Annotated in this window: 13 protein-coding genes; 11 read left to right on the top strand and 2 right to left on the bottom strand. The window is 45.4% G+C overall.

The genetic code is table 11. The annotated features are described in order from the left end of the window. Positions 1-39: 39 nt before the first annotated feature. Positions 40-654 (top strand): hypothetical protein, encoded by a 615-nt coding sequence (locus tag R7Z47_RS05795; protein WP_262606679.1) that lies wholly within the window; start codon positions 40-42, stop codon positions 652-654. Here R7Z47_RS05795 and R7Z47_RS05800 read toward each other — a convergent pair. Then, on the bottom strand, positions 635-1,048 hold the full coding sequence (locus tag R7Z47_RS05800) for a helix-turn-helix domain-containing protein (protein WP_005387686.1): 414 nt from the start codon (positions 1,046-1,048) through the stop codon (positions 635-637). The two genes, R7Z47_RS05795 and R7Z47_RS05800, sit on opposite strands and share 20 nt — an antisense overlap. A gap of 95 nt (positions 1,049-1,143) precedes the next feature. Between R7Z47_RS05800 and R7Z47_RS05805 the strand changes: the two genes are divergently transcribed. The 5 genes from R7Z47_RS05805 (at position 1,144) to R7Z47_RS05825 (ending at position 6,968) form a co-directional block, all read left to right on the top strand. Then, positions 1,144-2,052 carry an aldo/keto reductase family oxidoreductase gene (locus R7Z47_RS05805; RefSeq protein WP_005387688.1) on the top strand — a complete coding sequence of 303 codons (909 nt, stop codon included), beginning with the start codon at positions 1,144-1,146 and terminating at the stop codon, positions 2,050-2,052. A gap of 367 nt (positions 2,053-2,419) precedes the next feature. Then, positions 2,420-3,424, top strand: a complete 1,005-nt coding sequence (locus R7Z47_RS05810) for a response regulator (RefSeq protein ID WP_005373466.1) — start codon at positions 2,420-2,422, stop codon at positions 3,422-3,424. Beyond that, a complete protein-coding gene (locus tag R7Z47_RS05815; RefSeq protein WP_005373463.1) occupies positions 3,424-3,861 on the top strand; it encodes a PAS domain-containing protein in 438 nt (145 codons plus the stop codon). The genes R7Z47_RS05810 and R7Z47_RS05815 overlap by 1 nt, the downstream gene beginning before the upstream one ends. Positions 3,862-3,947: 86 nt before the next feature. Then, positions 3,948-5,489, top strand: coding sequence for an NAD(P)H-hydrate dehydratase (locus R7Z47_RS05820; RefSeq protein ID WP_262606678.1), 1,542 nt, complete (start codon positions 3,948-3,950; stop codon positions 5,487-5,489). Positions 5,490-5,924: 435 nt separating this feature from the next. Next, complete coding sequence (locus R7Z47_RS05825; protein ID WP_005373458.1) at positions 5,925-6,968, top strand: GMP reductase; 1,044 nt, start codon at positions 5,925-5,927, stop codon at positions 6,966-6,968. 618 nt (positions 6,969-7,586) lie between these two features. On the opposite strand, the gene R7Z47_RS05830 is transcribed toward R7Z47_RS05825, so the two are convergent. Then, positions 7,587-9,731: a TonB-dependent receptor gene (locus R7Z47_RS05830; protein ID WP_213886146.1), complete on the bottom strand. Its 2,145-nt coding sequence runs from the start codon at positions 9,729-9,731 to the stop codon at positions 7,587-7,589. A gap of 142 nt (positions 9,732-9,873) precedes the next feature. Between R7Z47_RS05830 and R7Z47_RS05835 the strand changes: the two genes are divergently transcribed. Genes R7Z47_RS05835 through R7Z47_RS05855 form a run of 5 tightly spaced genes read left to right on the top strand, consistent with a single transcriptional unit; the run spans position 9,874 to position 14,425 of the window. Continuing rightward, positions 9,874-10,833 carry an ABC transporter substrate-binding protein gene (locus R7Z47_RS05835; protein ID WP_262606676.1) on the top strand — a complete coding sequence of 320 codons (960 nt, stop codon included), beginning with the start codon at positions 9,874-9,876 and terminating at the stop codon, positions 10,831-10,833. Beyond that, positions 10,817-11,800: a FecCD family ABC transporter permease gene (locus tag R7Z47_RS05840; RefSeq protein WP_262606675.1), complete on the top strand. Its 984-nt coding sequence runs from the start codon at positions 10,817-10,819 to the stop codon at positions 11,798-11,800. Before R7Z47_RS05835 ends, R7Z47_RS05840 begins: the two co-directional genes overlap by 17 nt. After that, positions 11,800-12,762: a FecCD family ABC transporter permease gene (locus R7Z47_RS05845; protein ID WP_158155851.1), complete on the top strand. Its 963-nt coding sequence runs from the start codon at positions 11,800-11,802 to the stop codon at positions 12,760-12,762. Before R7Z47_RS05840 ends, R7Z47_RS05845 begins: the two co-directional genes overlap by 1 nt. Beyond that, the gene (locus R7Z47_RS05850; protein WP_262606674.1) at positions 12,762-13,565 is read left to right on the top strand and encodes an ABC transporter ATP-binding protein; all 804 of its coding nucleotides are present in this window, start codon (positions 12,762-12,764) and stop codon (positions 13,563-13,565) included. The genes R7Z47_RS05845 and R7Z47_RS05850 overlap by 1 nt, the downstream gene beginning before the upstream one ends. After that, positions 13,565-14,425 carry a (2Fe-2S)-binding protein gene (locus R7Z47_RS05855; protein WP_262606673.1) on the top strand — a complete coding sequence of 287 codons (861 nt, stop codon included), beginning with the start codon at positions 13,565-13,567 and terminating at the stop codon, positions 14,423-14,425. The genes R7Z47_RS05850 and R7Z47_RS05855 overlap by 1 nt, the downstream gene beginning before the upstream one ends. The last annotated feature ends 135 nt before the right edge of the window (positions 14,426-14,560 follow it).

The raw sequence follows: 14,560 nt of genomic DNA on the forward strand, positions 1-14,560 counted from the left end.
GCCACTATTTTTCTCTTGAACATTTTCTTGCAGTTAGTAATGTCTTGGTTCGATGTCAACCAACTAGAGCAGTGCATGCGCTTTTATCTTCGACTCTTACTTTCTTTATGTTTTTGTTCGGTAACGTTTCCGGTACTTTCAACGCCGAGCTGGTGGCAAGACACGTTGTCAGCTATGCCATATTCCAATCTAAAAGAACGTATAGAAAAAAGTGGGAGCTGGTATAGTTGCGAAGTGCAGCTGCTAGACAATTCAACGTTTATCAGCGCATTTTGTTTGGATGATTTTTCGTACTACCAGCAGCACTTGTATGGTGAAGTGGTTTTGAGAAGAGAAAGTGCTCAGTTCTCGTTTCTCACTGAATACGAGTGGCAGCGTCTGAATGACTTACTTCTCAACTTAAGAAAGGATGGGTTAGTTTTACGCAGAGTTACTATCGGACAAGAACACTATGATGTCGTTGAAGCTCTGGAAAAGAAATCTTCCGAGCTTGTCGATAAAGAAGTTATTTTGTTGATGAACCGCTATCCACAAGAAACGATTCGAAGTTTGCTTTGGGTAAAACCGGACGAGTTTCTGACGCCATCACCGTCCTTAAATGTGCAATTGCGCAGTGATGGCGAAATTATCGAGGTCAAAGTGACTCGTTTTTAGATTCTTTATGGAGAGATAGGAAGGTCGCCATTGCAGACTCATCCAAAAAACCATCCGATTTTTTGTGAGCGCGCAGGTATTGATAGCCTGCGATTAGCTTGCGGTGTAGCTCTTCTGCATCGTCTGACAACGGCTGATTCATAACGTGTTGAAAGGCAAGTTTGTACGCATCCATATCCACGACTTCAGCACGGCGATATAAATAACCACATCCCGTTGCTAACCATTCGAGAGAGCAATTGGCGCGCATTGCAATTTGATTTGCTTTGGTTAGGCTAGGTTCACTGCCTTTAAGGTATTTGCGTATTAAAGCTTCAGACACATCGACGCGTCGAGCGAACCCGCTGATGCTTTCTTCTCCGATCAGGGTGGCTAGGCGTTGGGCAAAAGACATATTTCGTACTCCAGTTCGAATTGCGAAAGTTTACCCGTTGAGCCGGTACGAAAACAAGACTACGATGAATGCAGATCAATTGAAGGAGAAAACCCATGGTTGCAAAAGTAGTAACTGCACCAAAAGGCCCAGAGTTCTCAGAGCTGGTTCAAGGATATTGGCGTGCAGTTGAGTGGGGAATGACGGCTCAAGAGCGTTTGTCATTTCTTAAGCAACACATTGAGTTAGGCATTACGACGGTCGATCACGCCGACATCTACGGCAATTACGAGTGTGAGGCGTTGTTTGGTGAAGCGTTAGCTTTAGACAAGAGTGTTCGTGAGCAAATTCAGATCGTGACGAAATGCGATATCAATTTGTGTGGCGATAAAACGCCAGAGCGTAAGATCAATCACTACGACACGAGCTCAGCACATATCTACCAATCGGTGAATAACTCGCTAGAACGTTTGAATGTGGATGAAATCGACGTACTTTTAATTCATCGTCCTGACGTGTTAATGGATGCAGACGAGGTTGCAGAAGCATTTTCTGAGCTTCATAAAGTCGGCAAAGTGAAGCACTTTGGCGTGTCTAACTTCACTCCACGCCAGTTTGAACTGCTGCAATCTCGCTTAGGTAAGCCGTTGGTTACTAACCAAGTGGAAATCAACCCACTTAACTTTGAGGTTGCACACGATGGAACGCTTGATCAAATGCAAATGTTGCGCACGCGACCAATGGCTTGGTCTTGCCTCGGTGGTGGTTCAATTTTTAGTGGTGACAGTGAGCAAGCTGTTCGTGTCCGTAACGAATTAGAAGCAATTCGTGAAGAAGTGGGCGCAGCGAGTATTGACCAAGTAATTTATGCCTGGGTACGTCGTTTGCCATCTAACCCTATTCCAATCATTGGCTCTGGTAAAATCGAGCGTGTGCAAACTGCAGTTAATGCATTGAACATCGAACTTACTCGAGAGCAATGGTATCGCGTATGGGTGGCTTCTAAAGGTCATGGTGTGCCATAGAATTGATATCTTATCGATGAAATTGTTATTAAAGGCATCCTCTAGCAGGGTGCCTTTTTAGTTTTAGCGCGTTACTGTTTACCCATTATGGAAATGGAAAGAATGAAATTCGAGCAAAAATGGGCTTTGGATGTTAGCTGCAACTTTTTGCTTACTTTGGGTGGAGGAGTTTTACCCATGTTTGTTTTATGTCACTAAACAGCGAATGTGATGCTTGCTTTTTAGTCATTTTGTTCACTCATTCATTCATATTGCGTATGCTTATTGAATAATAAAGAAATAAAAAACTCGTCAGTTTTCTCGTATTACATGCTGTAACAATCTGTTAGACTCCGGCGCAGATTGTGGAATATAAAAAGGTGATTGAATGTCTTTTCCCGTACTCATCTGTGATGATTCAGCGTTAGCACGCAAACAGATGGCGAGATCACTACCAGCCACATTGAATGCCGATATTACGTTTGCTATCCACGGAAAAAACGCGCTAGAAGAACTCGAAAAAAACGAGTTTAAATTGATGTTTCTTGATTTGACCATGCCAGAAATGGATGGCTTTGAAACACTAGAGCACATGCAACGGTTGGGGGATAAAACTCCGGTGGTTGTTGTGTCGGGGGATATCCAACCTAAAGCGAAAGAGCGCGTGTTCGCACTGGGTGCAAAAGCGTTTATTCAAAAACCGATCGCCAAAGATGAACTCAAGAAGGCGCTTAAAGAGTTGGTCGAGCCAGAACCTCGTCCTCAAATTATCACGCCTGTCTCTATTGAGTTACCGATTTTACGTCGTCGCGATATTTACATGGAAGTGGCTAACGTTTCAATTGGTCGAGCAGCCGATGCGTTGGCGCGTCACTTTGACGTGTTTGTGCAACTACCTCTGCCGAACGTCAATATCTTTGAAGTGAGCGAACTTCACATGGCGCTACGCGACTTGGCGTCGCATGACAACGTATCGGGCGTTTGTCAGGGATTTTGTGGCGAAGGTATTGCTGGCGAAGCGCTAGTGATTTTGAGTGATTCAAGCGTATCTGATCTCAAAAAGTTGATGAAAGTACCAGCAGACAGCGAAGAGCTAGAAGAGCTTGAGCTGCTAATGGATATTTCTAATATTTTGGTGGGGTCGTTCTTAAATGGTTTAGGCGAGCAGTCTGAAGTCCGATTCTTCCAAAGTCCACCAGTACTCCTTGGTCAGCATATCTCAATTGACTCGATCATTGAATCTACAACTGGAGCATTCAGCCGCACGATGACATTCGAAGTGAGCTACAACATTGAAGGGACGTCGATTCGTTGTGACTTGTTGTTTATGTTTGTGGATGAATCCTTGCCGTTGCTTGATAACAAACTGTCTTATCTAATGGAGGAGTTCTAATGTTGAATATGCCAGCAGAGTTTGAACAATTCCATTGGATGGTGGATATGGTACAAAACGTCGACATGGGCTTAGTGGTCATTGATCGAGATTACAATGTACAGGTCTGGAATGGGTTTATGACTCATCACAGTGGTTTGCAGTCTCATGATGCGATAGGTCGTTCTATATTTGATATCTTCCCTGAAATCCCACAGGAGTGGTTTAAATTAAAAACAAAACCAGTGTATGACCTAGGCTGTCGCAGCTTCATCACATGGCGACAACGACCTTACTTATTCTGCTGTCGTAATGTTCGACCAGTTACGCAGCAAGCGGAGTTTATGTACCAGAATGTTACGTTGAACCCAATGCGCACACCGACTGGAAAAATCAACTCGTTGTTTTTGTCTATACAAGACGCGACGGCTGAAGCTCTGATGTCTCAGAATCAATAGCGATAAAAAACTTTCTCAAAAGCCAAGGTCCGCCTTGGCTTTTTTGTATACTTATAATTGTGTTTCCCAATGCGTAGAACGTGAATATGGACTTTAATCTCGCCCTAAAACTCTACACCGCAGAGCAAGTAAAAAACGGTGAAACGCTGGCTGCGCAAATGGCTGGTGTTTCTATGTATAGCTTAATGCAACGCGCTGGTATGGCCGTGTATGAGCGCTTTTTACATTTGTATCCTAAATCAAAAAATATCCTAGTGATTTGCGGTAAAGGGAATAACGGTGGCGATGGTTACGTATTTGCATCTCTTGCGAAACAAGCTCAACTCAATGTACATGTTTTCCAAATTGGTGATGTATCTGCGCTAAAAGGTGATGCTTTGCGCGCATACCAAGATTGGCAGTCAATCGACGGTGTTAACAATGATTGGGATGAATGGAATACCGCATTGCTAGAAGCAGATGTGATCATTGATGCCATGTTAGGTACTGGTTTAAGCGGTGAGGTTCGTTCGGAGTATCGTCGCTATATTGACCAAATTAATCAAATTCATACCCCTGTGATTGCAGTCGACGTTCCTTCTGGTCTGTGTGCTAATACAGGTGCAGTTTTAGGTGATGCTATTCGTGCCGAGCATACTGTAACCTTCATTGGGGTTAAACAAGGCTTATGCACTGGACAAGCGAGAGATCGAGTTGGCGAGCTCTACTTTTGTGGTTTAGGCGTCAATACTAAGTTTGATACTATCGAAGTAGAAAGTGCATTAGGTATTGATCATCAGGTTGTTTCAAGATTAATGCCCAAGCCAAATCCAACGGTCCATAAAGGTGACAACGGGAAGTTGCTTTGTGTTGGTGGCAATCAAGGGATGTCTGGAGCGATTCGTTTATGTTCCTCCGCTGCGATTAGAGCCGGAGCGGGTTTAACTGCCGCAATTACTCACACGAGTAGCCTTATTCCACTGCAGGTTGGTTGCCCAGAAGTAATGAGCCAGAGCATCACCGCTGACTTACTCAGGGATACTGAGAACGACTTAACTAAACGCATTCGCTGGGCTGACGTATTAGTGTTTGGTCCTGGCTTTGGAGATGATGAGTGGGCTTATCAAGCCTATCAATATCTGGCTCAAGAGCAGAAACCTAAAGTTGTTGATGCTGATGGCCTCAATATTCTAGCGATGCTGAGCCAGCGGTGCGATGGCACTCTGGTTTGCGACAACCATCGAGTGATCACGCCGCATCCTGGAGAGGCAGCTCGACTACTAAATGTAACCATTCAACAAATAGAAAGTGACCGATACTCTGCGGCAAGACAACTGCAAGAGCGTTATGGCGGTGTAGTGGTTTTAAAAGGCGCGGGGACGCTTATTTACGATGGAACGAGAATGTACGTCTGTCTAGCGGGTAACGCCGGAATGGCGACGGGGGGAATGGGAGATGTGTTATCTGGAGTCATTGGTGCATTACTAGCCAAAGGTTTACCAATTTCTGTTGCCGCACGTTTAGGTGTGGTACTTCACAGTCATGCTGCTGATATAAACGTGAGTCATAATGGTCAAATTGGTCTTTTGGCAAGTGATGTCGTTAGCACTCTTCGTACCGCTATCACCCAAGAGCTCTATCGAAATTAATTAGATTGCATGCATTGCTGAGAAAATTGGTCGATTTTTTGAGTACTTTTTTACGAATTAGCAGGGCATCTTAGTATTAGGTGATTGAGTTTTAGGCAGGTTTGAGAGGTGATGCGTTTTAATTTTTAAGATATGACGCAAAGGTTTGCGCAATGGGTTAACTTAGGTGCTTTCTCAAGTTGTTGATAGTTATAAATAATAAGAGGTTTTGGTGACTTGGGGAGCGTTTTTGATATGCGATTTTCAAGATGGTATCACAAAAAAAATTCAAATATCAGACTTGTAGGAAATAAATCACAGCCTATAATGCTGAAAACCGGAGCGTCTGCCAACGCTCCGGTTTTTTTGTGTCCGAAGAACAGTGAACTCGTCTGCCAACGAAATCACTACGCACTCTGAAATGACACATATACATATGAATCAAGGAATTACACAATGCGTATCGAACAAGAACTTAAGTTAGGTTTTAAAGATGTACTGTTTCGCCCGAAACGTTCTACCCTTAAGAGCCGTTCTCAAGTAAATTTAACCCGCGATTTTACATTCAAGCATAGTGGTCGTCAATGGTCTGGTGTGCCAGTAATCGCAGCAAACATGGATTCGGTTGGTAGCTTTGCAATGGCTAAAGCCCTAGCTGAGCATGGTGTAATGACCGCTGTTCACAAACATTACACGGTAGAAGATTGGGCTGAGTTTGCTAAATCAGCAGATAAAGTAACCATGAATAACGTTATGGTGTCTACGGGAACATCTGACGCAGACTTCCAAAAAACCAAAGACATCATGGCGCTTTCAGATGAATTTATTTTCATTTGTATCGACATTGCTAATGGTTACTCAGAGCATTTGGTCGAGTATGTTGAACGCGTGCGAGCTGAGTTCCCAGACAAGGTCATTTCTGCAGGCAACGTGGTTACTGGTGATATGTGTGAAGAGCTAATCCTAGCTGGTGCAGACATCGTTAAAGTGGGTATCGGCCCAGGCTCTGTATGTACAACTCGTGTAAAAACGGGTGTTGGTTACCCGCAGCTTTCTGCAATCATCGAGTGTGGTGATGCAGCGCACGGCCTTGGTGGCATGATCGTCGGTGACGGTGGCTGTTCTTGTGCGGGTGACGTAGCGAAAGCATTCGGTGGTGGCGCGGATTTCGTAATGCTAGGTGGGATGCTAGCGGGTCACGAAGAGTCAGGCGGCGAAGTGATCGAGAAAGACGGCGAGAAGTTCATGAAATTCTATGGCATGTCGTCGAAGAGCGCGATGGACAAGCACTCAGGTGGTGTCGCTGGCTACCGTGCGGCCGAAGGTAAAACCGTATTATTGCCATACCGTGGTAGTGTTCACGGCACTATTCAAGACATCCTTGGCGGCGTTCGCTCAACTTGTACATACGTGGGTGCAGCAAAGCTTAAAGAGCTAACCAAGCGTACTACATTCATCCGCGTTCAAGAACAAGAGAACAACGTGTTCGGTAAAGAGTAAATCGACTGAATGTAACAAGTGTAAAAGCAACCATATATTGATATTTGGTGCAACCATAATTTGATATTGCCTCTTCATAAGTCTATTGCTTTTTAAGTTTATGACATTTTTGAAGAGGCTATTTTATATCTGCTTTAGGATGAAATACCTAGCTAAGTGAGTTTGTTTAACACTTCTATCATGGCGTAGGTTTTTCCAACTTGAGCATTGTAATTTCTCAAACTTAACTAAGCGGCAATGAAAATACATGCTTAACCATAGGAGCCATCGTAATCGCTAAGTCATTAAATAGGCGAGGTCTTCCAGGTTGGTTCCCTTGCTTGATTTGCTTCCATAGCTGAACAGTCTCTTAATTAAAAATGTCCGTTAACAGCGGGTGATTAAAGCTTGGTTGTTGTGTTTCCAATTGGTTGTTCTGTAGCGAGGCTGGCTGTTAGCCTAAGTATATGAGTGAACCTAGCTGCTCAGCTCATGGGTTGAAGATTTAGTTGCCTGATTTAGGAAACAAAGCTAGTACCCGGCACTAATTTGAATTTCAAGGTAATAAATCACGAATATAACAGTAGAAGTGAAAGACATGCGCTTAATCTGATTAAGCGCATTTTCTGTGTTTTAAGTTTAGTATTTCACTTCGTAGTTCAAGTGGAAGCGACGACCCGGTGCGTTGTAGTAACGTGAGTTGTTACGCTCTGATTGCGCGTACGCCGTCATGTAGTCTTCGTTGAATAGGTTTTCAACAGCGAAGCTTAACGTACCGAACGGAAGATCGTAGTCCACACCAGCGTTTGCAACGAAGTAGCTGTCTACTGCGTATTTCGCGCCAGAAGTGATTTCATCTTCTTTATCACGGTTGCCTGAGTAAACCAGCGTCATGTTGTAGCGACCGAATTCGTAAGCGTCGTAACTAATAACAGACGTTACTTTCAATGGTGCGATACGCGTGCCGTCTAGTGGTTCCCAGCCGCTGTCTTCGTTAAGTTTACGCTCACCTTCTTGCCAAGAGATTGTGCTGTCTGTACGAAGGTTAGCAAGAATGCTGTAACCAAGCGTTGCTTCCGCACCCCAAACTTTCTCTGGTGCACGAGTACTTTCTAGCGCATCGCCGGCTTCGTTTACGTTCAGTGTCGAACCTAGGTCAGATTCGCTGTAGAACGCTGCAAGAGAGTAGTCCGCTTCACCAAGGAAACCGCGCACACCCACTTCGTAGTTGTCAGTAGTAATTGGCTTGATAGCCCCTTCAACTGTTGAGCTGTTGCCAGAACGAATGTCACGTAGTGCTTCGTTCGTTGACATACCTTGCGCGAAAGATGCAAACAGCTGGTGGTTGTCGGTCAGATCGTGTGTCACACCAATGTTGAATAGGAACTTGTCAAAGTACGGATCACCGCCTTGAACTTGATCACCTGCATTGTTGTGCGTGTTACCTACCGTGAAATCATCCACGCTTAGGCGAACGTACTCGTAACGGATACCGTAAGAAAGAACCGTGTTATCGCTTACATCAGTAATGAACTGTGCGAATGGTGCGATAGCAAATTGCTCTACATCCGGTGTGTTGTTGTAGAAACCGACGCTGTTTGGCTGTTTGAACGACTGTTGTTCAACGTCCATACCCCAAGTCACGAATGCCCAATCAATTTGGCTAGAGATGTTGGCTTTCACGCCGAAACGATCAAAATCTGTCTCGTTGTGGCCGTATAGCGTTTGACCAAAGGTTGGAGAATTTGGGTTCTTGTCTTTCATCGCAAGCGTGAACGTCTCAGTGTCCTGAGTCATCCAGTAACCCGTTACATCTAGCATACCTAAGCTAAAGCCCAGATCTTGGTAACGTGCTTGGTAGTTAGCGAACGTACGTGTCACATCGTTTGGTTTCGCGCCATCTTTGCCTGCAACGCCGTTGTTGTAACCAGGGCCACAGTGAACCGCTTCTGCAGGTTTGCCGTTAGCTGCATCGCCATTCGCTGCACACCAACCGTCGTTGTCAGTAATGTTACGAACGCCAACAGTCAAAGTCAGTGAGCGATCTTCGTCGATGTTACGGTTCCAAACGCCGTTTACGTTTAGGTTGTCCATGTCATCTTCGTTGTTTACCGAAGGTAGGCGGTCACCGTTAGCATCGTAGCTGCCGCCACGTTGCTCGTAACCCAGACCTAAACGCCATTGATCTTTCTTATCACCGCCAGTCGCTTCTTGGTAAACGTTCCAAGTGAACGCATCGCTACCAAACTCTTGGAAGCTTGTGCCAACTTTAGTGCGATATTCTACTGCGCCTTCTTCTGGCATTTTGGTGATCACGTTGATGATACCGCCCTGTGCGCCAAGGCCGTATACCGCAGAACCACCGCGGATAACTTCGATACGCTCAACGTTTTGCGGATCAATCGCCGACAACTCTTGGCCAAAATCTAGGAAGCTGTTGTTTTGTGCAACACCGTCAATCAATAGCAGAACGCGACGACCACGGATTTGGTTTTGACCTTTGCTGCTCAGGTTACCGTGAACAGAAGTCCCCATACCTGGAACCAAGGTTGAAAGCACATCGTTGATGCTGCGGCTTTGGTTCAATTGAGATTGAAGTTGTGCTTGGTCGATAACGGTCACAGAGCGAGGAACGTCGTTAAGCAGCTGTTGAGAACGGCTTGCGGTAACAACCATTGTTTCCATTGCTTGGACTTGGTCGTTACTTTCCGCTGAAACGCCGAAAGGTGAAAGAGTAATTGCACTTACCACTGCAATATTTAGCTTAGATAGTTTGAGTTTCATAACTTCCTGCAACTAAAAGTTGTCTTTTATAAACTTGTTAATAAATTGATTTAGCTAGCGATTATTGAGCACTTTGTAATTACGTGGTAGTCTAGCACGCAAAGAAGTAATGTAAATATCAATAATTATCATTTGTAATTTAATGGGCAATTTTACAGCAGTCGTTATCATTTCAATAATTAGCCAAATGCTGTCTATTCAGCTTGCTTATGCAAGTGGATTAAACGCATCCGTTGTCGATGATCTAGACCATACTATTTCGACGTCGAATGTGACCCATTTCCCGCGTGTTGCAAGCGTGTCTACTTTTGGTGCAGAGCTAGTAATAGCAATGGGTGAGAAGCCTGTTGGTGTATCCGATTATCCTGGTGGATTTCCTCCTTATCTTTCTGCTTTAAATGACGTGCCAAGTCTTGGTAATCGTTCAAGAACCAGCTTTGAAGCTTTGTACGATGCGAAGCCAGATTTGGTTGTTGGTTTGGGGCGAATGTTAGAGCCTTACTATCAGCGCTTCGTCGAAATCGCACCGCCTCTCGGTTTTGATTTGATTACTTTAGAAGACAGTTTTTCTGCGGTAGAGCGTGCAAGCATGGCAATGGGGCGAGAAGAGCAAGGGAAATCACTAAATATGTGTTTTCAGACTTTTCTTGATGAAATGCAATCAAAGCTCGGTAATAGACAGTTTTCTGGTTTATTTCTTACAAGTGCAGGCGTCACTCCGCGAGCATACTACTCACACTTTATGTCCGTCGCTCTTATGGAAAAATTGAATATCCGAAGTGCGAATGGTGACTCGCCGTACGCGACGAAAACGCCTTTTTCTGGGCAAGTGGGTCTTGAGTGGTTGGTGAAACTCGATCCCGATGTGATTTTCATGTACCAGAACGCCGAGCCACAATTTACCGAATCGAAAATTTGGCAAAGCCTAAAAGCGGTGAAGAACAATCGAGTTTACTTGGTTGATATGACATGGCGAGAGCCAGAAGGGCCGCTTTCACGAATTTGGGTTGCGATGGATATCGCCCACAAAGTGTATCCTGATCTTTTCCCTGCGCCTTCTGTTGAACGAGTTTATGAGGTGATCAATGGCTCATGTTCTTAGGATAACCAAACCAAGTGCGGTGATGGTTCGCAGTTTGGCGACGGCTTTGTTACTAGCTGTGGTTTATGTGTCTTTGTCGAGTGGCATTTACCATTTTGATGCCCAGCAGATCATGGCGTTTTTGATTTCTAATTCAAGCAGCCAAGCATCTTTAGTGTTTTGGGAACTACGTTTACCTCGCACCTTAATCGCACTCTTTGGTGGGGCGGCGTTGGCGGTATCCGGCTCGCTCATGCAAGACATCGTTCGCAACCCGTTAGCGTCTCCAAACCTGACCGGTGTGATGTCTGGCGCAGCGCTTAGCGTGTTGACGGCGACCATGTTTTTGCTGCCATTGCCAACTTTGTTTTGGGGGATTGTAGGTGGTTTGCTTGGCGGTGCCATTACCTTATCCATCAGTTGGAAACAGGGCGTCACACCAGCGCGTTTGGCTTTAGCTGGTATTTCTGTGAGTGCGTTTTGCCAAGCAGCGGTGACCTACATTCTGTTGTCGGATCGCGTAGACAGTGAGTCACTGTTTTTCTGGTTAACGGGCAGTAACGCAGGCGCGAATTGGTCGGTGTTTACGCCGCTTGTTTATACCGTCATTCCTGCGTTTATCTTGCTTGCGGTGACACATCGACAGCGTGGTTACTTACTGCTGGATGACACCGTTGCTCGTGGTCTAGGTATCGCGATTAACCGTTATAGATTGGCGTTTGGTTTTGTCTCTGTCGTGCTTACTGCGGTTGCGGTTGGTGCATTTGGTCCTGTTGGTTTTGTTGGCCTTGTTGCCCCTCATCTCGCACGCATGATGGGGTTGGGGCTTGGCGGTGCAGCTGTGATTGGTGCGGCACTTGTCACCGCAGCGGACCTCCTTTCTCGAACCCTGCTTATGCCGTTGGAAATTCCTATTGGCGTCATTACCGCGACTTTAGGTGCGCCTTGGTTTCTTATGTTGATTGTTCGTAAGCTGAGAGGGAATTAATGAAAACGCGTTTCTTATTTCCTTGCTTGGCTTTGCTGGTGTTCGCTCCTGCACTGTTTATCGCTTCTAACCCAGAGCTTAGACAAGCAGGCGAGCTGTTTATTACTCGCGGTACTTACCACCCATTTTGGTCGCTAACGTTACCAAGATTTTTGCTGGCGATTATGGCGGGTATGATGCTGGCAGTATCAGGCTTGTTGCTGCAAACCACCCTCAAAAACCCGTTGGCAGACAGCGGTATTTTAGGGGTGAACGCTGGTGCTTCTCTTGGTGCTGTTTGTGCGATTTTGTTACCTGCTTGGTTTAATTGGAATATCACCACAGAAAGCGCGTTGCTGCTGTTTTCAATGGCGGGTGGCTTGCTCAGTGCGATTCCTGTTTTGATCGTTAGCCGAATCGGAAATACCAGTCTCACTCTACTCACAGGTGTAGCGATCACGGCGATTCTTGGCGCGTTGAGTTCGGCGCTAATCTTCACTATTGGTCAGGGTAAAACCGATATCGCATTGCAATGGATGGCGGGTGGTATGTACGGCCGAGGTTGGGAACAAGTGAGTTATCTTTTGCCTTGGTTCTTGGCCTGTTTAGCGTTCATTATTTTGGTGTATTTGCCATTGAAATGGGTACGCTACGATGACGCGATTTTGCGTGGCATTGGTATCAACGGTGCTCTGCTGCGTTTGGGGATTCTGTTAGGTACGGTATTTATTACTGCGCCTGCCGTCTCAGCAGTTGGCCCGATTGGATTTGTGGGGTTGGTGATTCCGCACATTGCACGTTTGCTCAGTGCAAATGATCCTTTGCGAACCATGTTCACGACGTTGATTTTCGGCGCTGGTTTCCTCGCACTTTCAGATGCTTTAGCCAAACACTTACTGTTCCCAACCGAAATTCCAGCGGGCGTGATTACCGCACTGCTTGGTGTGCCATTTTTCCTCTTCTTGTTAAGGAAACACTCTTAATGACCCTATCTTCAAAAGGGCTTGAAGGGCAATCGCTCACTTCAGGCTACAACGATACGATGATCTTGAACGAGGTGAACATCCGTCTTCAAGAAGGTAAGGTAACGGCGTTCATTGGCCCAAACGGGTGCGGTAAAAGTACGTTGATGAAGACCTTAACCGGTGCGATAAAAGCGAAAAAAGGCGACGTGACCTTTAAAGGTAAAGCGCTTAACCAATGGAAGCTTAAAGATCTCGCTAAGCACATTGCGATTCTGCCTCAACATCCTACGGCACCAGAAGGTGTATTGGTTGAGCAGCTTGTTGCGCTTGGTCGTGTTGCTCATCGCAAGTGGTATCAGGGCAACAGTGAGCGTGACCAAGAAGTGATTACTGAGTCGCTTGCTTCTGTCGGGTTGGCTGGTTACGAAAAGCGTGTAGTGAGTACGTTGTCGGGCGGTGAGCGTCAGCGCGTTTGGCTGGCGATGTGTTTGGCGCAAGAAGCTCAGTGGTTATTGCTGGATGAACCAACCAGTTATCTCGATTTAGGTCACCAACTCGAGTTACTTGAAGTGCTCGATAAGTTGAACAAGGAACGCAACTTAACCATCGTTTATGTTCTCCATGAACTCAGCCAAGCTGCGCAGTTCTGCGATGAACTGGTACTAATGAAAAAAGGTCAGATCTTAAAACAGGGGGCGCCTTTGGACGTGCTTACTCAATCGACCCTTGAATCGGTGTTTAAAGTGGAAGGAAAAATGGAAGTCATTGATGGCTACGTTTACTGTTTACCAAAAGCTTATGTTCGTGAGGAAGTGCGTTAATGGAAAACCTGTTTAATCAGTTTCGTACTTTGGTGGCTTTGCCTGAGAATGTTAAAGCGCTGAGCATCACCGAGCAGCAAGCTATCTTGAATCGACACGAACCTTTCTTCCGCTTACGTTTTGTTGAACAGCCGAAAGGCATTAAAGCCAGTGAATGGTTTGAGCGTGAGTTTCCTGCTGTTGTGCAAGATTACGCAAACTCTATTGAGGCAAAGCTGCCTTTTGCCGTGCCTATCTGGCAGAAAGTGTTCAACGCGATTTTGCTTACGTCGCTGGTCGGTCACCGTTTGGTGTTTGATCGCGTGTTGCAGTTAACACTCGATGATCTGTATCTGACCATTGGTGAAGACCATCGTATCGCAAGCATTGAAGTGTTGAGTGCAACGCCTTTCTTTGCTCTTGAGGCTGGTAACGAAAACGCGATGCAAGTGGAGTCAGAACTGGCTTTAGATGAGAAACTTGCGCAAGTCATTACGACGCTCTCTGAGCCATTGGTGCCGCTGTACAAAAAGCAGAAAGTTAGCCCGAAAGTGTTTTGGGGGAATGCCTTGTACGCGTGTGATTTGGCGTTTTCTAAACTTGCGCATCAACCATTAGCCAATGACAGGTTAGATCTAGACGTGCAAGCGGCATCAAAGTGGCAGCAAAACCTATTTAACGCGGTAACACCAAAAGGCGGTGAGTTAAACACGGTAAAAAAGGTGACCTTTAATGGCTTTCAAAAGCTCTACGTGAGACGAGAAACGTGCTGTCTGAAATACAAAATTGAAGGCAAAGAGAAGTGCTCAACCTGTAACTTGCACGATTCAGAAATCCAAGAAAACATCATGCGTATGAACATGCTTGGGTTATTTCAGTAAAATCGATAAATTATCATTTTTTATTGACCACATGTAATTTCAGTAAAAGTCGCTTATTTGAAAAGGTTTTATGTGATTTAGAGCAAAGTTATGGTCTACTGTAGTTGCGGATAAATGGCAGTAGGAAGAATACAC

The sequence above is a fragment of the Vibrio sp. 1641 genome (assembly GCF_033339995.1).
GTDB lineage: Bacteria > Pseudomonadota > Gammaproteobacteria > Enterobacterales > Vibrionaceae > Vibrio > Vibrio alginolyticus.

Excerpts from the sequence above, each read along its gene's own strand:
- R7Z47_RS05795 (WP_262606679.1), top strand. The coding sequence starts at position 40 with ATGTCTTGGTTCGATGTCAACCAACTAGAGCAGTGCATGCGCTTTTAT.
- R7Z47_RS05800 (WP_005387686.1), bottom strand. The coding sequence starts at position 1,048 with ATGTCTTTTGCCCAACGCCTAGCCACCCTGATCGGAGAAGAAAGCATC.
- R7Z47_RS05805 (WP_005387688.1), top strand. The coding sequence starts at position 1,144 with ATGGTTGCAAAAGTAGTAACTGCACCAAAAGGCCCAGAGTTCTCAGAG.
- R7Z47_RS05810 (WP_005373466.1), top strand. The coding sequence starts at position 2,420 with ATGTCTTTTCCCGTACTCATCTGTGATGATTCAGCGTTAGCACGCAAA.
- R7Z47_RS05815 (WP_005373463.1), top strand. The coding sequence starts at position 3,424 with ATGTTGAATATGCCAGCAGAGTTTGAACAATTCCATTGGATGGTGGAT.
- R7Z47_RS05820 (WP_262606678.1), top strand. The coding sequence starts at position 3,948 with ATGGACTTTAATCTCGCCCTAAAACTCTACACCGCAGAGCAAGTAAAA.
- R7Z47_RS05825 (WP_005373458.1), top strand. The coding sequence starts at position 5,925 with ATGCGTATCGAACAAGAACTTAAGTTAGGTTTTAAAGATGTACTGTTT.
- R7Z47_RS05830 (WP_213886146.1), bottom strand. The coding sequence starts at position 9,731 with ATGAAACTCAAACTATCTAAGCTAAATATTGCAGTGGTAAGTGCAATT.
- R7Z47_RS05835 (WP_262606676.1), top strand. The coding sequence starts at position 9,874 with ATGGGCAATTTTACAGCAGTCGTTATCATTTCAATAATTAGCCAAATG.
- R7Z47_RS05840 (WP_262606675.1), top strand. The coding sequence starts at position 10,817 with ATGGCTCATGTTCTTAGGATAACCAAACCAAGTGCGGTGATGGTTCGC.
- R7Z47_RS05845 (WP_158155851.1), top strand. The coding sequence starts at position 11,800 with ATGAAAACGCGTTTCTTATTTCCTTGCTTGGCTTTGCTGGTGTTCGCT.
- R7Z47_RS05850 (WP_262606674.1), top strand. The coding sequence starts at position 12,762 with ATGACCCTATCTTCAAAAGGGCTTGAAGGGCAATCGCTCACTTCAGGC.
- R7Z47_RS05855 (WP_262606673.1), top strand. The coding sequence starts at position 13,565 with ATGGAAAACCTGTTTAATCAGTTTCGTACTTTGGTGGCTTTGCCTGAG.